The 23,849-nt window shown below is 71.2% G+C and carries 23 protein-coding genes; 13 read left to right on the top strand and 10 right to left on the bottom strand.

Annotated elements, in window-relative coordinates:
• Positions 1 to 109: 109 nt before the first annotated feature.
• Positions 110 to 988, top strand: a complete 879-nt coding sequence (locus tag ACZ4UV_RS03860; RefSeq protein ID WP_467835704.1) for an ATP-grasp domain-containing protein — start codon at positions 110 to 112, stop codon at positions 986 to 988.
• Here the strand turns inward: ACZ4UV_RS03860 and ACZ4UV_RS03855 are convergent.
• On the bottom strand, positions 969 to 1,544 hold the full coding sequence (locus ACZ4UV_RS03855) for a hypothetical protein (RefSeq protein ID WP_451020256.1): 576 nt from the start codon (positions 1,542 to 1,544) through the stop codon (positions 969 to 971). The genes ACZ4UV_RS03860 and ACZ4UV_RS03855 overlap by 20 nt on opposite strands.
• A gap of 176 nt (positions 1,545 to 1,720) precedes the next feature.
• On the opposite strand from ACZ4UV_RS03855, the gene ACZ4UV_RS03850 reads away from it, so the two are divergent.
• A complete protein-coding gene (locus tag ACZ4UV_RS03850) occupies positions 1,721 to 2,494 on the top strand; it encodes an IclR family transcriptional regulator (protein ID WP_451020255.1) in 774 nt (257 codons plus the stop codon).
• Positions 2,491 to 3,351 carry an SMP-30/gluconolactonase/LRE family protein gene (locus tag ACZ4UV_RS03845; RefSeq protein ID WP_467835702.1) on the top strand — a complete coding sequence of 287 codons (861 nt, stop codon included), beginning with the start codon at positions 2,491 to 2,493 and terminating at the stop codon, positions 3,349 to 3,351. Before ACZ4UV_RS03850 ends, ACZ4UV_RS03845 begins: the two co-directional genes overlap by 4 nt.
• Positions 3,352 to 3,848: 497 nt before the next feature.
• Here ACZ4UV_RS03845 and ACZ4UV_RS03840 read toward each other — a convergent pair whose 3' ends face one another.
• Genes ACZ4UV_RS03840 through ACZ4UV_RS03830 form a run of 3 tightly spaced genes read right to left on the bottom strand, consistent with a single transcriptional unit; the run spans position 3,849 to position 7,097 of the window.
• Positions 3,849 to 5,252, bottom strand: coding sequence for an FAD-dependent monooxygenase (locus ACZ4UV_RS03840; protein ID WP_467835701.1), 1,404 nt, complete (start codon positions 5,250 to 5,252; stop codon positions 3,849 to 3,851).
• Complete coding sequence (locus ACZ4UV_RS03835) at positions 5,245 to 6,477, bottom strand: MAB_1171c family putative transporter (protein ID WP_451022016.1); 1,233 nt, start codon at positions 6,475 to 6,477, stop codon at positions 5,245 to 5,247. Before ACZ4UV_RS03835 ends, ACZ4UV_RS03840 begins: the two co-directional genes overlap by 8 nt.
• The gene (locus tag ACZ4UV_RS03830; protein ID WP_451022017.1) at positions 6,474 to 7,097 is read right to left on the bottom strand and encodes a toxin-antitoxin system, toxin component family protein; all 624 of its coding nucleotides are present in this window, start codon (positions 7,095 to 7,097) and stop codon (positions 6,474 to 6,476) included. The genes ACZ4UV_RS03835 and ACZ4UV_RS03830 overlap by 4 nt, the downstream gene beginning before the upstream one ends.
• Before the next feature lie 275 nt (positions 7,098 to 7,372).
• On the opposite strand from ACZ4UV_RS03830, the gene ACZ4UV_RS03825 reads away from it, so the two are divergent.
• The 5 genes from ACZ4UV_RS03825 (at position 7,373) to arfA (ending at position 13,129) form a co-directional block, all read left to right on the top strand.
• The gene (locus tag ACZ4UV_RS03825) at positions 7,373 to 8,731 is read left to right on the top strand and encodes an extracellular solute-binding protein (RefSeq protein WP_467835698.1); all 1,359 of its coding nucleotides are present in this window, start codon (positions 7,373 to 7,375) and stop codon (positions 8,729 to 8,731) included.
• Entirely contained in the window at positions 8,728 to 9,681 is a 954-nt protein-coding gene (locus tag ACZ4UV_RS03820; protein WP_451022019.1) for a carbohydrate ABC transporter permease, read from the top strand. Before ACZ4UV_RS03825 ends, ACZ4UV_RS03820 begins: the two co-directional genes overlap by 4 nt.
• A complete protein-coding gene (locus ACZ4UV_RS03815) occupies positions 9,678 to 10,538 on the top strand; it encodes a carbohydrate ABC transporter permease (protein WP_451022020.1) in 861 nt (286 codons plus the stop codon). The genes ACZ4UV_RS03820 and ACZ4UV_RS03815 overlap by 4 nt, the downstream gene beginning before the upstream one ends.
• A gap of 10 nt (positions 10,539 to 10,548) precedes the next feature.
• Positions 10,549 to 11,520, top strand: a complete 972-nt coding sequence (locus tag ACZ4UV_RS03810) for an arabinan endo-1,5-alpha-L-arabinosidase (protein WP_451022021.1) — start codon at positions 10,549 to 10,551, stop codon at positions 11,518 to 11,520.
• Positions 11,521 to 11,617: 97 nt separating this feature from the next.
• On the top strand, positions 11,618 to 13,129 hold the full coding sequence (gene arfA / locus ACZ4UV_RS03805; protein ID WP_467835695.1) for an arabinosylfuranosidase ArfA: 1,512 nt from the start codon (positions 11,618 to 11,620) through the stop codon (positions 13,127 to 13,129).
• A gap of 93 nt (positions 13,130 to 13,222) precedes the next feature.
• Here the strand turns inward: arfA and ACZ4UV_RS03800 are convergent, their stop codons facing one another.
• Positions 13,223 to 16,204: a glycoside hydrolase family 35 protein gene (locus ACZ4UV_RS03800; RefSeq protein ID WP_467835693.1), complete on the bottom strand. Its 2,982-nt coding sequence runs from the start codon at positions 16,202 to 16,204 to the stop codon at positions 13,223 to 13,225.
• Positions 16,205 to 16,277: 73 nt separating this feature from the next.
• Here ACZ4UV_RS03800 and ACZ4UV_RS03795 point away from each other — a divergent pair, with 73 nt between their 5' ends.
• Positions 16,278 to 16,736 (top strand): RrF2 family transcriptional regulator, encoded by a 459-nt coding sequence (locus ACZ4UV_RS03795; protein WP_093503415.1) that lies wholly within the window; start codon positions 16,278 to 16,280, stop codon positions 16,734 to 16,736.
• 181 nt (positions 16,737 to 16,917) lie between these two features.
• Complete coding sequence (locus tag ACZ4UV_RS03790; protein WP_390045195.1) at positions 16,918 to 17,586, top strand: DUF4360 domain-containing protein; 669 nt, start codon at positions 16,918 to 16,920, stop codon at positions 17,584 to 17,586.
• 80 nt (positions 17,587 to 17,666) lie between these two features.
• Here ACZ4UV_RS03790 and ACZ4UV_RS03785 read toward each other — a convergent pair whose 3' ends face one another.
• On the bottom strand, positions 17,667 to 18,653 hold the full coding sequence (locus tag ACZ4UV_RS03785; protein WP_467835691.1) for a GlxA family transcriptional regulator: 987 nt from the start codon (positions 18,651 to 18,653) through the stop codon (positions 17,667 to 17,669).
• 66 nt (positions 18,654 to 18,719) lie between these two features.
• Here ACZ4UV_RS03785 and ACZ4UV_RS03780 point away from each other — a divergent pair, with 66 nt between their 5' ends.
• Positions 18,720 to 19,397, top strand: coding sequence for a Type 1 glutamine amidotransferase-like domain-containing protein (locus tag ACZ4UV_RS03780; RefSeq protein WP_451021696.1), 678 nt, complete (start codon positions 18,720 to 18,722; stop codon positions 19,395 to 19,397).
• Positions 19,398 to 19,423: 26 nt separating this feature from the next.
• Here ACZ4UV_RS03780 and ACZ4UV_RS03775 read toward each other — a convergent pair whose 3' ends face one another.
• Positions 19,424 to 20,215: a helix-turn-helix domain-containing protein gene (locus tag ACZ4UV_RS03775; protein ID WP_451021695.1), complete on the bottom strand. Its 792-nt coding sequence runs from the start codon at positions 20,213 to 20,215 to the stop codon at positions 19,424 to 19,426.
• A 122-nt stretch (positions 20,216 to 20,337) separates the two neighbouring features.
• On the opposite strand from ACZ4UV_RS03775, the gene ACZ4UV_RS03770 reads away from it, so the two are divergent.
• Both ACZ4UV_RS03770 and ACZ4UV_RS03765 read left to right on the top strand, forming a co-directional pair.
• The gene (locus ACZ4UV_RS03770; protein WP_451021694.1) at positions 20,338 to 20,730 is read left to right on the top strand and encodes a nuclear transport factor 2 family protein; all 393 of its coding nucleotides are present in this window, start codon (positions 20,338 to 20,340) and stop codon (positions 20,728 to 20,730) included.
• Positions 20,731 to 20,831: 101 nt separating this feature from the next.
• Positions 20,832 to 21,302 carry a pyridoxamine 5'-phosphate oxidase family protein gene (locus tag ACZ4UV_RS03765; RefSeq protein ID WP_351700991.1) on the top strand — a complete coding sequence of 157 codons (471 nt, stop codon included), beginning with the start codon at positions 20,832 to 20,834 and terminating at the stop codon, positions 21,300 to 21,302.
• A 4-nt stretch (positions 21,303 to 21,306) separates the two neighbouring features.
• Here ACZ4UV_RS03765 and ACZ4UV_RS03760 read toward each other — a convergent pair whose 3' ends face one another.
• The 3 genes from ACZ4UV_RS03760 to ACZ4UV_RS03750 form a co-directional block, all read right to left on the bottom strand.
• Complete coding sequence (locus ACZ4UV_RS03760) at positions 21,307 to 21,828, bottom strand: hypothetical protein (RefSeq protein ID WP_467835688.1); 522 nt, start codon at positions 21,826 to 21,828, stop codon at positions 21,307 to 21,309.
• 872 nt (positions 21,829 to 22,700) lie between these two features.
• A complete protein-coding gene (locus ACZ4UV_RS03755; protein ID WP_467835687.1) occupies positions 22,701 to 22,943 on the bottom strand; it encodes a DUF397 domain-containing protein in 243 nt (80 codons plus the stop codon).
• A complete protein-coding gene (locus ACZ4UV_RS03750; RefSeq protein ID WP_467835685.1) occupies positions 22,940 to 23,761 on the bottom strand; it encodes a helix-turn-helix domain-containing protein in 822 nt (273 codons plus the stop codon). Before ACZ4UV_RS03750 ends, ACZ4UV_RS03755 begins: the two co-directional genes overlap by 4 nt.
• Positions 23,762 to 23,849: the final 88 nt, after the last annotated feature.

The following is a 23,849-nucleotide window of genomic DNA, read 5'->3' as shown; positions in this document are numbered from 1 at the left end:
TCCTCGACGTCCGCCACCGATGCTGGGGCTTCACCGAAGGTGAAGGTCAACAGCGTTCCCGTTAGCCTGCCGGGGATACGCGGTCGCCGTCAGCCAAGGGAGCTCCACCGTGCCTCGCATAGCCCTCGCCACCTACGACCCCGGCACGGAACTGAACAGGGACCAGGACCTGCCGGTACTGCTGCGGGCGTTGGCCGACGCGGGGGCCGAGGCCGTCGCCCGCCCGTGGGACGACCCGGAGACGGAGTGGGGCGCCCACGACCTGGTCGTCATCCGCTCCGCCTGGGACTACAGCTGGCGCGCCGACGAGTTCGTGCCGTGGGCGGAGCGGGTGGGGAAGGCGACCCGGATCGCGAACCCGGCGGAGGTCGTGCGGTGGAACACCGACAAGCGGTATCTCGGTGACCTCGCGGCGGCCGGTGTGCCCGTCGTGCCGACCCGGTACCTGGCCCCCGGTGACCCGGCCGGTCCCGCCCTCCCCGCCGACCGCGACTTCGTCGTCAAGCCCACCTTCGGCGCCGGTGCCCGGTTCGCCGCCCGCTACACGCCCGGCGAGCACGGTACGGCTGTACGGCACCTCGCCCGGATGCACGAGGAGGGGCTGACCGCGATGGTCCAGCCGTACGTCTCCGGGATCGACGTCAGCGGGGAGCGGGCGCTGCAGTTCTTCGGCGGGCGGCTGCTGCACGCCAGCCGCAAGCGGGCGGTGCTCACGCCGGGCACGGCGTACGACGCGGACAAGGTCGCCCACCCCGATCTGGAGACCTGGACTCCGACTCCGGCCGAACTCGCCGTGGCGGAACGCGCGTTGGCCGCCGTACCGGATGCGCCCGAGCTGCTGTACGCCAGGGTGGACCTGGTCGACGGCGCGGACGGGCAGCCGCAGGTGATGGAGCTGGAGCTGGTCGAACCGAACCTGTTCCTGTTCCTGCACCCGGGATCGGTGGCCGGGGTGACCGAGGCGATCCTCACCGCGGCTCGTCGGTGACGGCGGTGCGCTGCAGCAGGCCCCAGGTGAACTCGGCGACCACCTGACGGCCGTCGGGCACCTTGAAGGTGAGCCCTGGGGGTCCCCCCACGAAGTGGGGGAGGGCCGGGGCCGTGCCCTCCAGGGGGCGGGCGGGGGCGAAGGCGCGGGCGGCCTCGTCGACCGTGCAGGACCAGGGGGTGAGGTCGTCATAGGTCTCCAGCCTCGGGGCGGGGGCGCCGGGTGCGCGGACCAGCCATTCGTTCCAGACCGCGCCGCCGGGGCCGACCACGACCTCGAAGCGCAGGGTGGGCCAGAGGGGGAGCGGCCACTGCCAGGCCGCGCACTCCAGGTCTCCGACGGTGAGTTTGGTCTCCCGCTCGGGCGGCCCGAGGACCGACCGGTAGCGGGCCGCCGCCGAGCGGGAACGGGGCGAGCGGGCCATCGCCTGCCAGCGTTTGTTGGCCTCCCGCATGTCCGCGATCGACGCGCCCAGCGTGCGCCGGGCGTCCTCGACCAGGTCCGGGTTGTGGTCGGCCATGCGGCGCAGCAGCACCAGCTGGAAGTCCAGTTGCATGCCACCCATGGTGCACGCGCCGCTACCCGGCTTCTTCCAGGCCATTGCCCGTGGAATCCCAGATGGCTAGCCTGTGTTCGTCATGCCGATCGCCTGTTGATATCTCGAACGGCTCCGCAGCTGAGACGCGCGCCGCACCGATATCCGGCGCCTAGACCCAAGGGAGGGGGCCGGACGTGGGACGCCTCGTGCCTGCCGTGACCCGGGCTCTCGACATTCTTGAGCTCTTCCTCGACGGGGACGGGACCCTCTCCGCCCCCGACATAGTCCGCAAACTCCAGCTGCCGCGGACCACCGTGCACGAGCTGGTGACCACGCTCTCCGCCCGGTCGTACATCGTGCCCGTACCCGGACAGCCCGGACGTTACCGGCTCGGCGTCCGTCCGTACCAGCTCGGCAGCCGGTACGCCGAGCAGCTCGACCTCGCCGCCGAGGGCCAGCAGGTGGCCCGGTCCGTCGCCGAGACCTGCGACGAGACCGTCCACGTGGCGATCCTCGAGGGCACCGACGTCATCTACATCGCCAAGGTCGACTCCACGCACGCGGTCCGCATGGTCTCGGCGGCCGGCCGCCGGCTGCCCGCCCACTGCACCTCGGTCGGCAAGATGCTGCTGGCCTCGCTGCCGGAGCCGGAGCTGACCGCGCGCATCCCGGACGACGCCGACCTCGTCGCGATGACCCCGAACAGCATCACCGAGCCGGGCGCCCTGCGCGAGGCCCTCACGGAGATCCGCGCGCGCGGTATCGCCGTGGAGAGCCGCGAGTCCAACCCGGACGTCTCCTGCGTCGCCGCGCCGGTCCGCGACCGCACCGGCCAGGTCGTCGCGGCGCTCTCCATCTCCGTCCCGATGATCCGCTGGAGCGACGAGCGCCGCGCCGAGCTGGAGCAGCTCGCGGCCAAGGGCGCCGCCGAACTCTCCGAGCGCCTCGGCCACCGGAGCGTGGCATGACGACGGTGACGACGACGGCGTACGAGGTCGCGGTCGCCACGGAGGCGACCCTCGGCGAGGGTCCCACCTGGGACCCGGCGACCGGACGCCTGATATGGATCGACGTCCTCGGCTCACGGATCCACACGTACGACCCCGCCACCGGGCGCCGCACGATCCGTACGACGGACCAGCACGTCGGCGCGGTCAAGCCCCGCGCGGGCGGCGGCCTGGTCCTCAACCTCCGGGACGGCGTCGGCCTCCTCGACCCCGACGGCACGTTCCGCTGGCTGCACCGCGAGCCGGTCCCGGGCCGCCGCGCCAACGACGCGGCCGTCGCGCCCGACGGCTCCCTGTGGGCGGGCACGATGCGCTACGACGAGGCGACCGGGGGCGGCACGCTTTCCCGGGTGGCACCCGACGGCACGGTGACGACGCTGCTGCCGGACGTCACCGTCAGCAACGGCATCGGCTGGAGCCCGGACGGCAGCCGCGTCTACTACGTCGACACGCCGACCCGCCGGGTGGACGTCTTCGACCACGCCGACGGACTCCCCACCAACCGCCGCCCGCTGGTGACGATCGAGGAGGACGCCGGTTTCCCGGACGGCCTGACGGTCGACGCGGACGGCTGCGTCTGGGTGGCGTTGTGGGGTGGGGGAGCGGTACGGCGTTACACGCCCGACGGCGACCTGGACCGGATCATCGCCCTGCCCGCCACGCTCACGACGGCGTGCGCGTTCGGCGGCGCCGATCTGACCGACCTGTACGTCACGACGGCCCGCGTGGGGCAGAAGGCGCCGCACCCGACGGCCGGGTCCCTGCTGGTGATCCCGGACGCGGGCAGGGGCGTGGCCCAGCCGGCCTTCCAGGGCTGACCTAACGGCAGCGCCCCGTCAGGGGTGCGGGGCCGCATGTGATGTGCGGCTGCGGCCGCGTGGCCGCGATCAGCCCCCGCAGGCTGCCGACGGCCGTTCGGCAGGCTCCGTCAGGGGTGCGGGGCTGCGTGTGATGTGCGGCTGCCGCCGCGTGGCCGCGATCAGCCCCCGCAGGCTGCCGACGGCCGTTCGGCAGGCTCCGTCAGGGGTGCGGGGCTGCAATGAATGTGCGGCTGCGGCCGCGTGGCCGCGATCAGCTCCCGCAGGCTGCCGACGGTCGTGCGACAGCGCCCCGTCAGGGGCGCTGGGGGTACCCCCGGCCGAAGGCTGGGGGAGGAACTGCGCGATCAGCCACGACGGCGCCGCAGACGGTCGACTGCCCAGCGCGGCAGGGTGGTCTTTCGCCTGCGGGTGCGTGGGGGCTGGTCGCGCCCACGCGGCGGCAGCCGCACATTCACCACAGCCCCGCGCCCCTGACGGGGCGCCTCGCAGCGGCTCTACTGCAAGCCCGCCCTCTTCAACTCCTCCGCGGTGAGCGGTGGGCCGGTCAGGGCCGGTTTCAGGGGGCCCGCCAGGGCTGCCAGCAGGACGGACGGGGTGAGGAGTACCTCTGCGCGGCGCTCGAGTGAGGTCACGTCCGTGACGCGGCGGGCGATGCGGCCGTTGCCCGTGGCCGTGTACATGAGGCGGGAGACGTAGGCGGACAGGATGCGGTCCCGGGCCGTCGGCCCGTTCTCCGTCGCGCCGGGATAGAACACGTCCTGCCCGATGGCGAGGTCCCAGGCCGCCCCGACCGGCCGGGCGACCGCCTTCTGGACGCGCCGGGACAGGCCGGGCGTGCCGAGGCCGTGACGCCGGGTCAGGTCCCGCAGCAGCAGGGCGCTCTGCGCGCCCACGGCCAGTCCGTGGCCGTAGACGGGGTTGTACGCGGCCAGGGCGTCGCCGAGGACCGTGAAGTTGTCGGGCCAGGCGCGCATGCGTTCGTAGAAGTACCGGCGGTTGACGGTGGCGCGGGTGACGGCGACGTCGGAGAGCGGCTCGGCCTGTGCGAGCAGCTCGCCGATGAGCGGGTGCCGCAGCCGGTCGCGGGCGAACGGGACGAAGTCGTCGGCGGAGGAGCTCGGTTCGCCCCCGCGGGTGCCGTTGAGGGTGACGATCCAGCGGCCGTCCTCGATGGGCAGCAAAAAGCCCGCCCGGCCGGGGCCGGGGTCCCGCGGGTCCGGCTGCACGTTGATCACCGGGAAGCCGGCGCGGGCCTGCTCGGGTGCGAGGTAGAGCCGGCTGGCGTAGGCGAGACCGGTGTCGACCTCGCGGCGCTCCGGCGCGGGCAGCCCGAGCGCCGCGAGCCAGCGGGAGGCTCCGGAACCCCGGCCGGTGGCGTCGACGACCAGGTCCGCCTCGACGGTCCGCTCCCGGCCTTCGCGGTCCCGCACCCGGACCCCGGTGACCGCCGCCGCGCCGCCCGTGAGCCCGAGCACCTCGGTGCCTCCGAGCACCTCGACGCGCCCGTCCGCGAGGACCCGCGCGCGGACCGTCGCGTCCAGCAGGTCCCGCCCGGCCAGCAGCACGTGGTGGGACTCGGGCCAGCGGCGGAACCAGCCCTGTGCCGAGAGGGCGACCATGTCCGTGGTGACCGGGGCCCGGCGCGCCCCGGCGTCCAGGAGGGCCGCGGTGACGCCCGGCAGCAGTTCCTCCATCGCCCGTACGCCGCCCGACCAGAGCATGTGGGCGTGCCGGGCCTGCGGAAGTCCCTTGCGGGGAGCCGGCGTCACGGGCAGCTCGTCGCGTTCCACGACGACGACCCGCTCGGCGAGGCCGGCCAGGGCCCGGGCCGCGAGCATGCCGGTGTGTGATCCCCCCAGGACCACGGCGGCTCTGGCGGGGGAGGGACGTTCACTCATGCGCGGACATGCTCTCTGCCGGGACGGTCGCACGGGTGCGTACCGCCGTGATCTCGTCGGGGTGGCCCAGGACCTCGGAAACGGCCTGGATCTCCTGGAGCAGGTACGAGGTGTCGGTCTCGCCCGTGCCGCCGTCGTCCGGGGCGTGCCGTCCGCTCGCGACGGCCTCCAGGATCGCCACGGCGGCGGCGAGGGACTGGGCCCGGCCGGGTTCGTGGCCGAGGGCGAGAGCGGCGTCGTAGGCCCGGCCGCGGAGCTTCTCGTCGAGGAACCGGGACAGTTGCAGGAGCGCGTCCCGGATGTACGTCTCGCGGCGGATCAGGCGCATCTCGGCGGTGGCGCGCAGCGCGAGCGGTTCGCGGTCGCCGGTGACGGTCCGCATCAGCCGGGCGAGCGGCTTCAGGGCGCGGTGCCGGCGGCGCAGCAGCCAGCGGTCGTGGAAGTACTGGCCGGCGTGCGGGACGATGAAGCCGATCGCGACGAACGTGGCGGCGATGCAGGCGGCCGACGGTGCGATGTTGGTGTTGAGCCAGTCCAGGTCGTGACCGGTCCAACGGGCCACCACGGCCGTGAACTTGGCCGCGCTGAAGAGCAGGTTCGTCGCGTAGCCGATGCCCAGGAACCTGAGTCCCCAGCGCAGCCAGGCGTCGAGGCCGTCGGTGCGGATCCAGTTCCACACCAGCCGGGTGGTGATCGCGCAGGCCACGGTGTGGGCGAGGAGGTAGAGCAGGATCTCCTCGCGCATGAACGGCGTACTGGCGTAGTAGGTGTCCAGGTTCCGGACCTGTTCCACGGGCACGTCGGAGAGCGCGAACAGCACCCAGAGCGCGACGACCACGGCGGCGTAGACGCAGACCACCCAGCGGGTCGCGCGCCGGGTCTGCTCCCGGCGGTCGGTGTGGCCGTTGCGCCAGTGCACGACCAGCAGCAGCCAGGACGCGGACAGCGCGGTGATCAGGGAGTACACCAGGGGCGCCGAGATGTTCGGCACGCCGGTGACCCGGTTCGTCCAGGCGATGGTGGCCGGGGCGGCGAAGGCGAACACCGCGCAGGCGAACAGCAGCAGGCCGCCGACGGCACGCAGCAGCGGGTCCCGCCAGAGTTTGAGGATGCTGGGCAGCTTGATCACCAGGGCCGCGGTGAGCACGAGGCCCGGCAGCCAGAAGGAGACGTACAGACCGGTGAAGAACGCGGTCGGGCCCTCGGCCAGTGGGGAGTACGTCACCGCGGTCCGCCTTCACGTCCGGGGTAGCCGAGGGACCGCTGGACCGGGTCGGGCGCGGCCTCGCCGCCCCGTCCGGGCAGGAAGGGCCGGAGCGCGGCCGCGAGCCGGTGCCCGAAGTCGTCGGCCTCGGCCTCGTCGGCTTCCCGGGAGCCGTTGCGGGCGGCCACGGTCAGGGCGACGGAGTTCCAGTCCGGCCGCCCGGCGAGGGCGTTCGCCGCGGCCGAGCGGTGATGCGTGTGACGCGCGTGCATGTGCCACAGCTCATGGCCGAGGATGACCAGTTGCTGTACGGCCTCGGCCCGCTCCTCGACGATCACCAGGTCGAAGTCCTGGAACTCCACCCACACTCCGGTGACCTCGATCTCGTCGGGGAACCGTTCGAACCGCAGCTCGACGGGCCGGCCCTCGCGTCCGAGGCTCATCTCGTCGCACAGCGCCCGGCACAACTCCCGTACCCCGTCCGGCTTCTGGGACCTGGTGCGGACGGCGGCGGTGAGGTCGGCGGCGAGCCGGCGCATCCGCGTGTTCGCCCGGGACCGCCGCAGCCCCGCGGCCGGCCGGGAGCGCCGCAGCCCCGCGGCGATCCGGGCCCACCGGTGCCGCGCGCCGGCCAAGTCCATCGCTCCCCCTTCGCACCGCCCCGACGGCGGTCACCGCGCTGCGTCGGCTCGTCCGAGACTACGCGGCCGGATGTGTCCGCGTCATGCCATCCGGGGCCGGTAGTTCGAGCGGTAGTTCATATGGCAACAGCTGCCCGATGCACGAAAGTCACGCGCGACCCATTGACGCGCAAGCGCTTCGATTTTACGGTCCCGTTCGAAGTTACGAGCATGAGCCGATATTTCGAACAAGGATCACGCACGAGTACGACGGATCCCGAAGGTAAGGGCAGGCAATGGGACGACCTGGCCTCAGTCGCAGGCACCTACTGGGCACGGCGGGAGGGTTGGCGGTGGCGGCGAGCTTCGGCTTCGCGGCCCTCGGCACCGGCGCCGACGCACTGACATCGAGCGCGCGCACCCGCGTCCGCTACTGGAACCTCTTCTCCGGCGGCGACGGCGCCAACATGCGGGCCATGGTGGACGCCTTCCACACGGCCCACCCGGACACGGACGTCAAGGCGTCCACCCTCACGTGGGGCGACCCCTACTACACCAAGCTCGCCATGGCGGCCGCCGGCAACCGCGCCCCCGACCTGGCCGTCATGCACCAGGGCCGGGTCACCGGCTTCGCGCCGGGGCGCCTCCTCGACCCCTGGGACATCGGCAAGCTCGCCGAACACGGCGTCCACGAGGCCGACTTCAACCCCACCCTGTGGAAACGCGGCATCGTCGGCGGCCAGTTGTACGCGCTGCCCCTGGACGTCCACGTCCAGCTGAACTTCTACCGCAAGGACGTCTGCCGGAAGGCGGGCCTGCTCGACGCGGACGGCAGGCTCCCGCACGCCACCTCCGAGGACGACTGGTTCGCCATGCTCAAGGCCGCCAAGTCCAAGCTCAAGGGCGGCCTGCAGACCCTCGGCATGCACGCCAACGACCAGAACTTCTCCTGGTGGTTCTTCGTCGCCTTCTACCAGCAGCTCGGCGGCGGCTATTTCAACGCCGACCAGACCGGCGTGGTCTTCGACACCGACAAGGCCACCCGGGTCCTGGAGTTCTTCCGCAAGCACGTCACCGACGGCTACGCGATCGCGGGCTCGGACGACGCCGCGATGTTCCTGGCCGGGGCCCCCTTCGTCTGGGAGGGCGACTGGTCGGTCCCGGTCTACACCCCCGCGAAGATCGACTACGGCGCCACGCCCCTGCCCCCGGTCTTCGGCACCCCCGGCACCCACGCCGAGTCCCACTCCTTCGTCCTGCCCCACCAGGCCGACCGCGGCGGCGCCGCGAACGAGGGCGCCTACGCGCTCGCCGCCTACCTGGTGAAGAACGCGGCGACCTGGGCCCAGGGCGGCCACGTCCCCGCCTACCTGCCGACCTTCAAGGACCCGGCGTACACGAAGCTCTCGCCGCAGCGCGAGTACTCCCAGGACGCCATGCAGCACCTCGCGACCGAGCCGCACATCTGGTTCGCCGGCTCCACCGGCACCCTCTCCAAACGGGTGGGCCCCCTCATCGCCGGCTCGAACCTCGGCTCCACCAAGCCCGACGCCACCGCCCGCGCCATGAAGAGCGCCCTGGAGGCCCTGCTCGCCTCGAAGAACCCGATGGACGGCAAGACCGCCGCCCAGGAGCTGAAGGGAGCCGGCGCATGAGCTCCACCGCCTCCACCACGGCCCTGCCCTCCGCCACCCGCGCGGCCCGCACCGCCACCGGCACCGACACCCTGCGCCTGCGCTGGGGCCGCCGCCTCCAGCACGGCGGCTGGTTCGTCACCCCGTTCTTCGTCCTCTACGGCCTCTTCGTCCTCGTCCCCATCGTCCGAGGGCTGTACCTCTCCTTCACCGACGCCAACATCTCCGGCGACCACACCAGCTTCATCGGCCTCGACAACTACCGGGAGGCCCTCCAGGACGACCTGGTCTGGCAGTCCCTCTGGCACAGCGTGAAGTTCACCCTGTGGGTCGTCCCGCTGATCGTCGTCATGGCCCTCCTGATGGCGCTGATCGCCCACCACACCGTGCACTTCAAGTGGCTGTGGCGGTTCTGCTTCTTCGCCCCGTTCCTGCTCCCGTCGGCCGTCGTCGCCAATCTCTGGTGGTGGCTCTTCCAGCCGGTCAACGGCCTGGTCAACCACACCCTCGGCCTCGACACCCCCTGGCTCACCCAGAAGTCCACGGCCCTGCTGGCGAGCGTCATCGCCACCCTCTGGTGGACCGTCGGCTTCTCCTTCCTCCTCTACCTGGCCGCCCTCCAGAACATCCCCCAGCACCTCTACGAGGCGGCCGAACTGGACGGCGCCAACGCCCTCCAGCGCATGATCCACATCACGGTCCCGAACCTGCGCAACATCACCGGCCTGGTCATCGCGCTCCAGATACTGGCCTCGCTCCAGGTCTACGACCAGGTCGTCATCATGTTCCAGTTCGGCTCCGGGCCCGAGAACTCCACCCGCACCTTCGTCCAGTACATGATCGAACAGGGCTTCACCGGCTACCGCGTGGGCTACGCCTCCGCGATCTCCATGATCCTCTTCATCATCATCGCCGCCGTCGCCCTGGCCCGCATGTGGCTGCTGCGCACCCGCGAGGAGGCCACCCGATGACCAGCCCCACGCCCCCCGTCCTGCGCACACCGCGCTCCACGTGGACCCCGGCCCAGATCGCCCTCACGATCGTCGCCGCCGGCCTCTCCCTGGTCTGGATCGCCCCGCTCTTCTGGGCCCTGTCGACCTCGCTCAAGACCTCCACCGAGTCGGTCGCCTCCCCGCACTGGATCCCGGACCACCTCACCTGGGACTCCTGGAAGGGCATCTTCGACGCCGGCAACATCCCCAACTGGTTCGTCAACTCGGTCGTCGTCTCGGTCTGCGTCACCTTCATCGTGCTGCTCGTCGCGTCCCTCGCCGGATACGGCTTCGCCCGCACGGAGTTCCGCGGCAAGGGCGTCCTGCTCTCGCTCACCATGGCGGGCCTGATGTTCTCCCCGGCCATCCTCGGCGTCCCGCTGTTCACCACGGTCCAGTCGCTCGGCATGGTGGACACCTACTGGGGCATGATCCTTCCCCAGTGCGCCCCGGCCGCGATGGTCTACATCCTCTACAAGTTCTTCCAGTCGCTCCCCAAGGAACTGGAGGAGGCCGCGTTCATCGACGGCGCCGGCCGCTGGCGCATCTTCTTCACCATCGTCCTCCCGCTCTCCAAGCCGTCCCTCTCGGCGGTCGGCATCTTCACCTTCATCGCCTCCTGGAACAACTTCCTGTGGCCGTACATGGTGACCAACAACCCCGACCTGATGACGATGCCCAACGGCATCGCGACCGTGCAGAACGCCTTCGGCATCATCTGGCCGCAGCTGATGGCCGGCGGCCTGATCGCGGGCCTCCCGCTGATCATCGTGTTCGTCTTCTTCCAGAGCCAGATCGTGCGCGGCGTGGCCCACACGGGCCTGGCCGGCCAGTGAGGAGCCGGAGTTGAAGCGCTTCCCCAGACTCGCCGCGCTGCTCGCGGCCGCGACCATCGCCCTCCTCCCCACCACCGCGACCGCCGACGTCACCTACCCCGACCCGCTGCCCCTCACCGGCCAGCAGATCATCCACGACCCGACGGTCCACCAGCTCAAGAACGGCCAGTACGTCGCCTACTCCACCGGCGGCATCATCGGTGCCCGCCTCTCCCCGAACCTCCGCGACTGGACCGACGCGGGCAACGCGTTCACCACGCCCCCGAGCTGGTGGTACGACTACAACTCCACCGCCGACCCCTGGGCCCCCGACCTCTCCTACCGCGACGGCCGCTACTGGCTCTACTACGCGGTCTCCTCCTGGGGCACCAACCACTCCGCGATCGGCGTCGCCACCTCCCCGACCGGCCTCCCCGGCACCTGGACCGACCACGGCCCCGCCTTCACCTCCGACACGACCGACTCCTGGAACGCCATCGACCCGGCCCTCGTCCGAGCCGACGGCAAGCTGTGGATGGCGTTCGGCTCGTACTGGACCGGCATCCGCATGGTCGAACTCGACCGGAGGACGGGCAAGGCGATACCGGGCGCCCCGGTCGCCCACCTGGCCACCCGCCCGGACGCCCCCTACGCCGTCGAAGGCGCCTCGATCCTCCACCACGGCCGCTACTACTACCTCTTCGCCTCGTACGACGCCTGTTGCGCGGGCGTGAACTCGACGTACAAGATCAGAGTGGGCCGCTCGACGACGGTGACGGGCCCGTACGTGGACAGCACGGGGGCACCCATGCTCCAGGGCGGCGGCGACCTCCTCCTCGCCTCCCACGGCCGCTACATCGGCCCCGGCGGCGAGTCCACCTTCCGCACCCACGGCAAGACCTGGCTGGCGTACCACTACTACGACGCCGACGACAACGGCACGCCAAAGCTGGGTCTGAACCCTTTGGGTTGGACAAGGAACGGCTGGCCACAACTCACTTAGGGGCAGCCAACCCAGGGGCGCGGGGAACTGCGCGACCAGCCACAGACCACCCGTACTCGCCCACGATTCAGCAACAACCCACCCCGAAAGGCGAACATTGCGCACCGCCCGCTTCACCCTCGACCCCGCCTTCACCACCGGCGAAGTCACCCCCCGCCTCTTCGGCTCCTTCGTCGAGCACCTAGGCCGCTGCGTCTACACCGGCATCTACGAGCCGACCCACCCCACGGCCGACGCCGAAGGCCTCCGCACGGACGTCCTCGACCTCGTCCGCGAACTCGGCGTCACCACCATCCGCTACCCCGGCGGCAACTTCGTCTCCGGCTACAAGTGGGAAGACTCCGTCGGCCCCGTCGAGGACCGCCCCCGCCGCCTCGACCTCGCCTGGCGGTCGACGGAGACCAACCGCTTCGGACTCGCCGAGTACATCGCCTTCCTGAAGAAGGTCGGCCCGCAGGCCGAGCCCATGATGGCGATCAACCTCGGCACGCGGGGCGTGGCGGAGGCCCTGGAACTCCAGGAGTACGCCAACCACCCCTCCGGAACCGCCCTCTCCGACCTCCGCGCCGCCCACGGCGACAAGGACCCCTTCGGCATCAAGGTCTGGTGCCTGGGCAACGAGATGGACGGCCCCTGGCAGACCGGACACAAGACGGCGGAGGAATACGGCCGCATCGCCGCCGAGACCGCCCGCGCCATGCGCCAGATGGACCCGTCCGTGGAACTGGTCGCCTGCGGTTCCTCCAGCCAGTCCATGCCGACCTTCGCGGAGTGGGAGGCGACGGTCCTCGCGGAGACGTACGACCTGGTCGACTACATCTCCCTGCACGCCTACTACGAGCCCCAGGACGGCGATCTCGACTCCTTCCTGGCCTCCGCCGTCGACATGGAGTCGTTCATCGAGAACGTGGTCGCCACCTGTGACCACGTGGGCGCCAGGCTGAAGTCCCAGAAGAAGATCAACCTCTCCTTCGACGAGTGGAATGTCTGGTACACGTCGAGGTGGCACGAGATCGAGAACTCCGCCGCGCGGGACTGGGCCGAGGCCCCCCGCCTCCTGGAGGACAACTACAGCGTCCTGGACGCGGTGGTCTTCGGCTCCCTCCTCATCGCCCTGCTCCGCCACGCCGACCGCGTCACCGTCGCCTGCCTGGCCCAGCTGGTCAACGTCATCGCCCCGATCATGACCGAGCCCGGCGGCCCGGCCTGGCGCCAGACGACGTTCTTCCCCTTCGCCCAGGCGTCGCGGTACGGCAGGGGCCAGGTCCTGGACGTCCGGGTCGACTCCCCGACCCACGAGACGAAGAAGTACGGCGAGACCGACCTGCTGCACGCCACCGCCGTCCGCGCCGACGACGGCACGGTCACCGTCTTCGCCGTGAACCGCAGCCGGACGGAACCGCTGCCGCTGGAAATCGCCCTGAACGGCCTCGACCTGACGCAGGTCACGGAACACAGCGTCCTCGCGGACGCCGACACCGACGCCCGCAACACCTTGGCGGAGCCGGAGCGGGTGACGCCTCACCCGGCCGAGGGCACATCGCTGGACGACGGCACGCTCACGGCCCTTCTTGAGCCCTTGTCATGGAACGTGATCCGACTGGCCTAAGGGGCAGCGCCCCTTGCTTTTAGGGGCGCTGGGGGTACCCCCGGCCGAAGGCTGGGGGAGGAACTGAGCGAGCACCCCCCCCACAACCCGCAGTCAACGGCCGGGGGAGTCCACCCCCACAACCTCGACTCCTCCGACCGCACTCCCCAGCAACTCCAGCCGCACAACCCCCGGCCCGACCTCGCTCGTCCCATCCGAAAGCACGGCCAGCGCCAACGTGTTGGAACCCCGGGTCCGCAGAATCCCGTTCGGCAGCACGAACGTATGCTGCGGCCCCACGTCATTGACGTACTGCCCGAGGTTCCACCCGTTCAAGAAGATCTGCACCCGATACGCCCGCGCCGGATCGTCCTCCAGCACCAGCCCCACCGACGCGTCCACCCCGCCCGGCACGGACAGCCGGAACCCGGTCCGGTACCAGGTGACCCCCATCCCCTGGTCGGCGCGGGGAAACGCGGCCGCCTCCCACCCCGCGTCCGCGAACCCGGGCAGGTGCCAGCCCTCCCGCTCCCCGTACAACCCGCCGTTGTTCTGCGGCCCCCGCACCGGATCCGGTGCCGCGGCCCCCTGGATCCGCCAGCTCACCTTCGGCGTGACGCCCTTGAAGGAGACGGCGGTCAGTCCACGCGCCACCTTGTGCGTGTCCAGCGACCCGCCGTCCATGTCGTGCTGCATCCGCCGCACCAGCACGGACAGCACGTGTCCCGGCTTCTTCCGCCGCTTCTTCTTCAGCCCCTCGGCGGAGAACTCGGCCGTGGCCGCCCAGCTCCCCTTCCGTACCGTCCTCGCATCCGGCACCGGCATCCGGTGCGAGCCCAGCGGCACCCCGTCCAGCCAGGCCATCAGCATGCCCTGGGTGCCCGTGCTGTAGGCGAGCGAGACCGACTCCAGGTCCGTCAGGTCGCCCTCCACCCGTCCCCGGTACCAGACGTCCCCGTAGTGGAAGCCGTAGTCGTCGGCGAAGAGCACCGGCTGACCCGCCGGGACGGCCGTCGTGCTGAACGACGTCTTCTTGTCGGCGGCCGTCCACGCCGAGTCGTCGAAGCCGCTCGCGGCCTCGGGGTTCTCGGTCTTCCGGCGCCAGCCGGCGAGGACCGGCAGCGCCGGCCGCGGCGCCGCCGGCATCTCCGACAGGGCGACCAGGCTCTCCGAGACGGTCACCCGCGTCGGTACCGGCTGCCCGTTCCAGGTGACCGAGGTGATCCCGCGGGGCCCCCAGACCTCCACGCCGCTCGTCCCGACGATGTCCCCGGTGAGCCGGACGGCCGACCCGTCGAGCTTCGCGTGGCGCAGCAGCGCCGGGCCGTAGACCAGGAGCGTGCCGGACGGGGTGTCGTACGGGAACAGCCGTACGGAGGTCGTGTCGTCGGCGAAGAGGAGGAGCAGCGGGGTGTCGGACTCGCCGCGCTGGACCAGGACCCGGGTGAGGCCGCCCTGCCCGAGCGGAGCGGTGACGTGCAGGACGCCCTGGTCGTAGACCCAGGCCGCCTCGGCGTCGAGGCGTTGGACGAACGGCTCGGTCGGGCACTCCAGCACGAGGTGCGCCATCTCGCCGTAGCGGCCGGTGAACAGGGCGATGTCCTGGCGTCCCGCGGTGAGCACGAACATCGGCTGGGCGGTGCAGTAGCGCAGCTTCCGCTTGCCGAGGGAGAGGCCGGTGGTGACGAGCCGGGCGTCGTGGGCCGCGACGGTCAGTTCGACGTCGTCGCCGTCGGCGGTCCGCAGCGTGGAGGTGACCTCGTCGGCGCCGTCGTTGCGCAGGACGTAGACGTGCGCCTGGGTGTCGGGGTTGGTGAGGTGGTACGCCTTCAGCCCGGCCACGTGGACGTCGGCCGCGCGGTCCAGCTTCGCGAAGTCCGGGACGCGTTGCAGGAGATGGCCGAGCTGGTGCATCGGCGCGATCTTCGTGGTGACGTTGCGGGCCTCGTCGATGGCGGCGCCGTAGTCGTACGACGTGTAGACGACCGGCGCCGGCAGCCAGCCCCAGGTGGTGCCGCCGTAGGTCATGTAGACGTTGTGGAGGGTGAGGCCGTTGGCGAGGTTGGTGAGGTAGAAGCGGCGTTCGTAGGCCGCGTCCCGGGTGCGGCGGGACTCGGCGTACCCCTTGCCGCCGAACTCGACGCCGCCCCACGGGTCGAACCAGCCGCCCCCGTACTCCGGCACGAACCCGGGCGTACGCGGGCTGGCGGTCGCGCCGCCCTTGAGGCCGCCGATCCCGAAGTCGCCCCAGTCCGGCGGGGGCTGGGAGGGCGACGGGTAGCCGTCGAAGCCGTACAGCCACTTGCCCTTCTCGCCGCCGGTGTCGAAGGAGCCGGGGATCCAGTAGCCGTTGCGGCCCTTGTCGTTGTGGAAGAGGGGGACGTGGATGCCGTCGGCCCGCACCTTCCGGTAGAGGTGGGACATGTAGGCGGGGCCGCTGGGGTCCGTGACGTGGCCGTCGTACTCGTTCTCGATCTGGTAGAGCAGGACGGTGCCGCCGCCGTCGGTGTGCTGGTGGCGGCGGACGATGCGGTTGACGGCCGTCAGCCACTGGTCGACGTGGCCGAGGTAGGTGGGGTCGGTGCCCCGGGCGGCGCCCTCGGTGGCGGTGAGCCAGCCGGGGAAGCCGCCGGCGTCGACCTCGGCGTTGATGTAGGGGCCGGGGCGGACGATGACGTACAGGCCGGTCTCGGCGGCGGTGCGCAGGAACAGGTCGAGGTCGCGGACGCCGGTGAAGTCGTACGTGCCGGGTGCGGGGGAGTGGTAGTTCCACGCCACGTAGATGCTGACGGTGTTGTAGCCGTGCGCCCGCATCTTCTCCAGGACGTCCCGCCACAGGGAGGGGCTCGGGAGGCGGAAGGGGTGCATCTCGCCGGACCAGACCACCAGCCGCCGCCCGTCCACCACGAGGGAGTGGTGGTCGTAGCCGATGGTGTGCCGCTGTCCGTCGGCTCTCGGCGCGGCCGGTGCCGGGCCGGTCGGCACACTGCGTGCCGCGTAGGCCGCGGGCGCCCCGGGGCCGCCGCTGCCGCCCAGGGCGAAACCGAGCGCGGCCGAGCCGGCGAGGGCACTGAAGGTACGTCTGCTGAGCGCCAAGGGATCCTCCCGGGCGATCTTACGGGGCGCGGGTGCGGCCATTGTCCACGGGAGGACGCCCCACAATGGACGCATGAGGATCTCGGCACGAGCGGATTACGCGGTACGGGCGGTTCTGGAGCTCGCCGTACGGCAGGGTGAGGGCCCCGTGAAGGCGGAGGAGATCGCCGGCGCCCAGGACATCCCGCACAAGTTCCTTGAGGGCATTCTGGGTGACCTCCGGCGCGCCGGGATCGTCGACAGCCGGCGGGGCGGGGGCGGCGGCTACCGGCTGGCGCGGGAGGCGTCCGCGATCACCGTGGCCGACCTGATCCGCGCGGTGGACGGCCCGATCGTCTCGGTGCGCGGCGAGCGCCCGACGGGGCTGGCCTACACCGGCACCGCCCAGCCGCTGCTGCCCCTGTGGATCGCCCTGCGCGCCAACGTCCGCAGGATCCTCGAAGGTGTCACGGTGGCGGACATCGCGGCGGACGCCCTGCCGGAGCCGGTCCGGGCGCTGGCGGCGGAACCGGCGGCCTGGGAGAACCCCTGAGCCTTCGGCGAGGTGTGAAATCCGGCGTTGTGAATGGCCGGAGTTCACCCTGACCGGTTCGCGTGGGGCTTCCTACGATGCGAGCGCCCCGGCCTTCACAGGAAACTCACAGTTTCTTCAAAGATGAACTACGGACGGCCGCGGGTGCAACCCCCCACTCGATCACCGAACCGGAGAAACCATGGGATCCAGGAGGCACGGACTCCTGCTCGGCGGAGCGCTCGCCGCGCTGCTCACCACCGGGCTGCCCGCTCAGGCCCAGGCCTCGTCGTCGCCCGTCTTCGACGACCCGCCGCCGGACAAGATCGTCATCAACGTCGCCACGGTGAACGGCTCCGGCTGTCCGCAGGGGACCACGGCGGTCGCCGTGTCCGAGGACAACGAGGCCTTCACCGTCACCTACAGCGCCTACCTCGCCCAGGCCGGCGGCAACTCCGACCCGACCGTCTTCCGCCGCAACTGCCAGCTCAACCTGGTCGTCCACGTGCCGGGCGGCTTCACCTACGCCATCGCCAGCGCCGACTACCGCGGCTTCGCGTCGCTCCAGCCGGGCGCCACCGGCACCCAGCGGGCCTCGTACTACTTCCAGGGCTCCTCGAACACCGCGTTCGCCAACCACCCCTTCACCGGCCCCTACAACGACAACTGGCAGGCCACCGACACCACCGACTGGGCCCAGCTGGTCTGGGCGCCCTGCGGGGTCCAGCGCAACTTCAACATCAACACCGAGCTGCGGGTGAACGCCGGGAGCGCGAACCCCGGCAAGGTCAGCTTCATGACCATGGACTCCACCGACGGCGAGATCAGCACCGTCTACCACCTCGCCTGGAAGCAGTGCCCGGGCAAGTAGCCCGCCGGCCCGAGTCCGGCTCGCCCCGGCGCGACGCGTCCCGGTGACGGGACCTCGCGCCGGGGCGAGTCCCTGCCCGCTCAGGCCTTGCTCACCGCCGTGGCCCGGAACGTGTTCCGGTAGGCCTGCGGGGAGACCCCGATCGCCGCGTGCAGGTGCTGCCGCAGCGACGTGCCCGTGGCGAAACCGACCTCGGCGGCGATGCGGTCGACCGACAGCTCGCTGGTCTCCAGGAGGTCGCGGGCGCGCCGTACCCGCTGCTGGATCAGCCAGCGCCCGGGGCTCGTCCCCGTCTCCTCCTGGAAGCGGCGGGCGAAGGTGCGCCGGCTCATCCGGGCGTGCTCGGCCAGCTCCTGCAGCGCCAGCGGCCGTTCCAGGTTCTCCAGGGCCCACGCCCGGGTGGCCGCCGTACCCGTGGCCCCCTCGTCCGGCACCGGCAGCTCGATGTACTGCGCCTGGCCGCCGTCCCGCCACGGCGGTACGACACACTGCCGGGCCACGCTGTTGGCGACCGCGCTGCCGTGGTCGGAGCGCACGATGTGCAGGCACACGTCGACGCCGGAGGCTGCTCCCGCCGAGGTCAGGACGTCCCCGTCGTCGATGAACAGCACATCCGGATCCAGCGCCACCTGCGGGAACATCCGCCGGAACCGCGGCGCCAGCGCCCAGTGCGTCGTCGCCGGCCGCCCGTCGAGCATCCCGGCCGCCGCGAGCGCGAACGCCCCCGTACAGATGGACACGATCCGGGCCCCGGGCCGGATCCGCGCCAGCGCGGCGGCGACGGGCGCGGACAGCTCCTGTGAGATCCGCGCCATGTCGTACGGCGGCACGACCACGGTGTCCGCACTCTCCAGCGCCTCGGGCCCGTGCCCGACGGTGACGCTGAAGTCGGCGCTGGTCGCCACCGTACGGTCCGCCGTCGCCGCGCACGTCACCACGTCGTAGGCACCGGGCACGCAGGGAAAGACCCGGTTCGGGATCCCCAGCTCGAAGGGGTAGACCCCGTCGAGAGCGAGCACGACGACGCGGTGCGGGCGGCTGGGCAGGAAGTCGATGTCGGCGGACATGGCACGATCCTATCGCTTGCGGCCTATCCTGCCATCGGACGGGTGACCCTACTCAGCGGGGGCTTGATGAAACTGCTCCTCACCGACTCCGGTGTCCGGAACGAAAGCATCCGGGCGGCGCTGGTCGATCTCCTCGGCAAACCGATCGCCGAGGCCGACGCCCTCTGCATCCCCACCGCCGGCTACGGAGGCCCGTACGGCGATCCGGGCGGCCCGTGGCATTTCATCAGCGGCCGGTCTCCCAGTCCCATGACCGGGCTGGGGTGGCGGTCGGTGGGCGTGCTGGAGCTCACCGCACTGCCCGGCATCGACCGGGAACGCTGGGTCTCCTGGGTCCGGGCGGCGGACGCCCTGCTGGTGAACGGCGGCGACGCGCTGTACCTGTGCCACTGGATGCGGGAGTCCGGACTCGCCGACCTCTTCCCGTCGCTGCGCGACACGGTCTACGTGGGGCTCAGCGCCGGGAGCATGGCGCTGACGCCCCGCGTGGGGGAGTTCTTCGTCGGCTGGGAGCCGCCCACCGGCGACGACGCCGCGTTGGGAGTCGTCGACTTCTCCCTCTTCCCGCACGTGGGCAGCCCGGACTGCCCGGAGAACACCATGGCCGCGGCGGAACGGTGGGCCGCCGGTCTGGCGGGTCCGGCGTACGCCATCGACGCCCAGACGGCCATCAAGGTGACCGACAGCGGCGTGGCCGAGGTCGTTTCCGAGGGGAACTGGAAGCTGTTCGACCCGGCGGGATGAACCTCGGCGCGGCTCTCTCTGGCCGCCTATCCGGCCATCGCGCGCAGCAGTGCCGCCGTACGCGCGTCCGCCGGGAAGAACGTCTCGACGGCGATCTCGTCCAGTGTCACGTCCCTCGGTGATCCGAACACCGTGGTGGTGTAGAGCAGGGCGAGGTCGCCGTGCTCGGACGACAGCCGCAGCGGAACCACCAGATCGTCGTGGAACGATCCGCCGTCCCGGGCCTCGTCCCTCCCGGGCGCCGGGTAGCCCTCCAGCTCCGCGAGCAGTTCGGCGAGCCCCGTGGCCGACGTCCGGTCCAGCTGGCGGCGGACCCGGCGCAGTACGTGCGCACGCCACTGCGCGAGGTTCCGGATGCGTCCGGACAGGCCGTCGGGGTGCAGGGTCGCCCGCAGTACGTTCAGCGGCGGCCCGGTCACGTCCGCCGGGACGTCACCGAGGAACAGTCCCATGGCGCGGTTCGCGGCCAGCAGCTCCCACCGCACGTTGACGGCGAGCGCCGGATTCGGCTCGTGCCCGGCGAGCACGGCCTCCACCGCCTCGCGCGCCGCGCCCAGATCGGCGTAGGCACGTTCTTTGTGCACCGGAGCGAACCCGGCTGCCAGGTAGAGCGCGTTGCGTTCCCGCAGCGGCACGTCCAGCTCCTCGCACAGCCGCCGGACCATGTCCCGGCTGGGGTTCGCCCGCCCGGTCTCGATGCAGCTCAGGTGCCGGGTCGACAACTCGGCGGCGAGGGACACGTCGAGCTGCGAACGCCGGCGCCGCTCCCGCCAGCGGCGCACCAGCACCCCGACCGGTTCGGTGGTGGTCGTCGTCATGTCCCTCAGGCTGCCCGGCGGCACGGGCCACGGCAATGACCTCGCAGGTCATCGACAGCGCGCGCCTCTCGCCCGCAAAGTCGGGACGAGGCAACGCAGTTCGCAGCGAAGGGAAAGTCACCATGACCGAAACCGCCGAACAGCTGGAGCAGTACGTACGGTTCTGGAACACCGGCACGGAGCAGGAGCAGCGCGCCTACGCGGAAGCCGCCTTCACCGACGGCGTCGAGTACCGCGCCCGGATCGGAATCCTCAGCGGGGCACAGGCGTTGATCGACTTCCGCAACCAGTTCGCCGCCCACATGGGCACGGTCACGTTCCGCCTGCGCGAACAGCCCCAGGTCCACCACAGCCGCGCGAGGCTCCAGTGGGAGATCCTGACCGGCGAGGACGAGGGCACGCCCTTCGCCACCGGAACCGACGTCCTGCACCTCGACGAGGACGGCCGGATCAGCTCCGTCACGGTCTTCCTGGACCGGGCGCCCGAGGGTTTCGACCCCGCGGCGCACGACTAGACCGCGTTGTGCCGCCGGGTCCGTACGAGTACGGCCCTACGCCCAGCGCCCTAGTCCCGCCGCCGGATGTGACCGGGTGCGTCACGTCATAGCCTCGCCGCATGGCATCAGTTGACTCTCGCCGCAGCGAACCCCGAAGCCAGGAGCAGCGCAAGCACGAGGCCCTGGAACGGCTCGCGCGGGACAATGACGTATGGGTCGCCACGGCCGACGGCACCGGCGAGCCGTGCCTCGTTCCGCTCGCCTTCTGGTGGGACGGCGAGAGCGTGTGGCTGGCCACCCGCGACACCAACCCGACCGGGCGCAACCTCCGTGCCTCGGGCCGGGTCCGGCTCTCCTTCGGCCATACCCGGGACGTGGTCCTGGTCCACGGCACCGCGCGCATGCTGACCAGGGAGGAGCTTCCGGTCGGGGTGGGCGACGCCTTCGCCGCCAAGGACGGCTGGGACCCTCGCGAGGACCACCCGTCGTACGTCTTCTTCCAGGTCACCCCGCAGGTCCTGCAGGCATGGGGAACCGTTCCCGAACTGGCCGGGCGGACCCTGATGCGCGACGGGAAGTGGCTGGTCTAGGGCTTCAGCCGGTCACGGGCTTGCCGAGGCGGATCCGGGTGTCGCAGCCGATGTCCTCGTGGTGCGTGGTGGAGCCCTGCCGGTACTCGTAGCGGCAGTTGGTCAGGTCACCGTGCACGGTGCCGGTCACCTTGATCCGGGCCTCGTAGTAGAGGTGCGACAGGGTGTGCGCCGGGATCCGGAACGAACTGCCCTTGTGAGCGAGGGCGCTGTCGTCCGTGACGCCTACGGGTACCACCCCGATGGGATGAGGGCCGGCGCCGTCGCTGACCACCCGGTACGTCGTGATCCGCAGCCCGGCCGGCACGTGAACGATCTTCCCGCTGAGGACGCTGAGCGGCTTCCCCGACGTGTTCTCCATCTGCGGCATGGTCACCCAGTACTCCTTGCCGACCTGGGTGTGCTCGTACCCGACCAGGTTGCTGCTCTTCCCGGCACCGTCCAGGGCCGTCCCCCCGCCGTCGGAGCACGAGGTGAGGGTGGCGGCGCTCAGCGCCAGGAACACGGTGAAAAGGCGTCTGGACATGGCTGGATCTCCCCCGGTGGACTCGCAGTACCGGGATCAAATCACGCCGTTCGCGACATGTGCAGGTCGGATGGGGGAAGAGTGTGCACGCCCGTTGGAGAAGGACCGTCGGGCAGCCCGCTTCTCCGGCCAGTGTCGTGCTTCCGCGCACCGAGTAAAGGGCGCTGCGCGTCGCCTTCGGCGATGGGCCTGCGGCCCACCCTTGACTCGGTGCGCTCCAGCACGGGAGAGAAGCGCGCGGGCGGCCGGAGGGGAACGGTGGCCGACCGGGGTGTTCCCAGCCGTGGGCCAGGTCCGCATCGGAGGTTAGGGGGCGCGGTAGCGCCTCGCCGGCACGCCGGGCGGGCAAAGCGGCGAACGGCCGGTGGGGGAGGTGGGAGGCGGACCGCTCTGCCCGCCTGCGGGCCCCCGCCGTTCCGGCGTCACGGGTGGATTGGAGGATTCGTGCCATCCGCACCCCGGTCCATCCCCGCCTCACCTGGGAAAACACCGCCCCTGCCTGGCACATATCCTCCACTCGCCACTCCGGACGGTGCGGGAGGGGGTGCGACGGCCGATGCGGAGCCGATGGCTCCGGCTCTTGCTCCGGCCCTGGGCTGCGGCCACTCGCCACCCGCCGTTCGCCGCTTGGCCGGCCCGGCGTGCCGCCGAGGCGCGATCGCGTCCCTTCACGCCGGGCGCGTACGCAGCCGACCGTGGGGCCCTGTTGGCCTGAGCCGCCCACTTTCCCGGGCTGCCCGCTCGCTTCTTCCCCGTGGTGGAGCGACCCGTGTCAAGGGTGGGCCGCAGGCCCATCGCCGAAGGCGACGCGCAGCGCCCTTTACTCGGGTCGTGGAGACACGACCATGAAAGAGAAGCGGGCGTCCCCGCGGTCACTTTCCGGCGTGCGTAAGGAAGTCGGCCCAGGCGTCGGGGGAGACGGCGAGCCGGGGGCCCTGGCGGTTCTTCGAGTCGCGGATGTGGATGGTGGTGGGATGGGTGGCGACGTCGACGCAGTCGCCGGAACCGCTGATGCTGTAGATGGACTTGCGCCAGGAGAGGGCCACTTCGACGCAGTCGTCGCCCGAGCCGCCGCTGTAACTGCTCTTGAACCAGGCCAGGTTGGTGGTGCTCATAAGTCCCCTCGCATCCGCTTCAGCAGGCCGACTGAGTCTCTAATAGTGTGAGCCTGCGAGCGCATCCTGGCATACCGCATCTGGAGCATGCTGACCACTTTTGGATCAGCGATCAACTGGCCGCTCTCCTGACCCTCGCAGTACGCGAACCAGCGGTTCTCCGATGTCTCCAGGAGCCGCATGGGGCCGTCGAGGCCAGCGTGCGTCTCCTGCACCTGCGGCATGACCTGAACCTCGACATTCCGCAGCTCCGCCAGCCGCAGCACATGATCGATGAGCTCCCGGGTGACCTCCGCCCCGCCGGTCCGGCGCAGGAAGACCCCCTCCTCCAGGATGAAGCTGAACGCCGTGTTGGGGCGCTCGTGCAACAGTCGCTGCCGGTCCGCTCGGGCCATCCACTGCGCCTCGATCTGCTCGTCGTCCAGCGGTGGCAGCTGCTGTGTGAACAACGTGCGCGCGTATGCCTCCGTCTGCAACAGGCCCGGAAGCAACCGGCATTCGTACGTATACAGCGTGATCGCCGTCGCCTCCATCCGCGCCCACCGCCGAAACCAAGCCGCCAACCCCGGCTGCCGAGCCACATGCCCCGCCGCCCGCCGTAAGGCCCCCGTGTTGCCGAGCGCGTCCTCCGCCGCCTCCACGAACGACTCGTCCGGCATGCGGCGGCCCAGCTCCACGGACGCCACCGTGTGTTTCGAGAACCGCACCCGTTCCCCGAACTCCTCCCGGCTCAGCCCGGCGTGTTCGCGCAACGCCTGGACCACCGCCCCGAAGGTCCGCAGACTGTCCGACGACTCCGGCTCCGCTCCATCGCCCACGTAGGCCACCTCCCGGCCCCATGGTGACGGCGAGTCACCAGTACGGTCCAGTCCGTGACCGCGTACGCGGGCCCGGCGTACGTGGCTC

The sequence above is a fragment of the Streptomyces sp. NPDC028289 genome (assembly GCF_055565975.1).
Note: the sequence above shows the minus strand (reverse complement) of the source record. Positions and strands in the feature narration are given on the sequence as shown.

Coding starts and splice junctions, on each gene's coding strand:
- ACZ4UV_RS03855 (WP_451020256.1), bottom strand. CDS start 1,544: ATGCAACTGGACTTCCAGCTGGTGCTGCTGCGCCGCATGGCCGACCAC.
- ACZ4UV_RS03820 (WP_451022019.1), top strand. CDS start 8,728: ATGAGCTCCACCGCCTCCACCACGGCCCTGCCCTCCGCCACCCGCGCG.
- ACZ4UV_RS03760 (WP_467835688.1), bottom strand. CDS start 21,828: ATGTCCAGACGCCTTTTCACCGTGTTCCTGGCGCTGAGCGCCGCCACC.
- ACZ4UV_RS03785 (WP_467835691.1), bottom strand. CDS start 18,653: ATGTCCGCCGACATCGACTTCCTGCCCAGCCGCCCGCACCGCGTCGTC.
- ACZ4UV_RS03830 (WP_451022017.1), bottom strand. CDS start 7,097: ATGGACTTGGCCGGCGCGCGGCACCGGTGGGCCCGGATCGCCGCGGGG.
- ACZ4UV_RS03840 (WP_467835701.1), bottom strand. CDS start 5,252: ATGAGTGAACGTCCCTCCCCCGCCAGAGCCGCCGTGGTCCTGGGGGGA.
- ACZ4UV_RS03770 (WP_451021694.1), top strand. CDS start 20,338: ATGACCGAAACCGCCGAACAGCTGGAGCAGTACGTACGGTTCTGGAAC.
- ACZ4UV_RS03775 (WP_451021695.1), bottom strand. CDS start 20,215: ATGACGACGACCACCACCGAACCGGTCGGGGTGCTGGTGCGCCGCTGG.
- ACZ4UV_RS03755 (WP_467835687.1), bottom strand. CDS start 22,943: ATGAGCACCACCAACCTGGCCTGGTTCAAGAGCAGTTACAGCGGCGGC.
- ACZ4UV_RS03795 (WP_093503415.1), top strand. CDS start 16,278: ATGAGGATCTCGGCACGAGCGGATTACGCGGTACGGGCGGTTCTGGAG.
- ACZ4UV_RS03765 (WP_351700991.1), top strand. CDS start 20,832: ATGGCATCAGTTGACTCTCGCCGCAGCGAACCCCGAAGCCAGGAGCAG.
- ACZ4UV_RS03845 (WP_467835702.1), top strand. CDS start 2,491: ATGACGACGGTGACGACGACGGCGTACGAGGTCGCGGTCGCCACGGAG.
- ACZ4UV_RS03780 (WP_451021696.1), top strand. CDS start 18,720: ATGAAACTGCTCCTCACCGACTCCGGTGTCCGGAACGAAAGCATCCGG.
- ACZ4UV_RS03790 (WP_390045195.1), top strand. CDS start 16,918: ATGGGATCCAGGAGGCACGGACTCCTGCTCGGCGGAGCGCTCGCCGCG.
- ACZ4UV_RS03825 (WP_467835698.1), top strand. CDS start 7,373: ATGGGACGACCTGGCCTCAGTCGCAGGCACCTACTGGGCACGGCGGGA.
- ACZ4UV_RS03815 (WP_451022020.1), top strand. CDS start 9,678: ATGACCAGCCCCACGCCCCCCGTCCTGCGCACACCGCGCTCCACGTGG.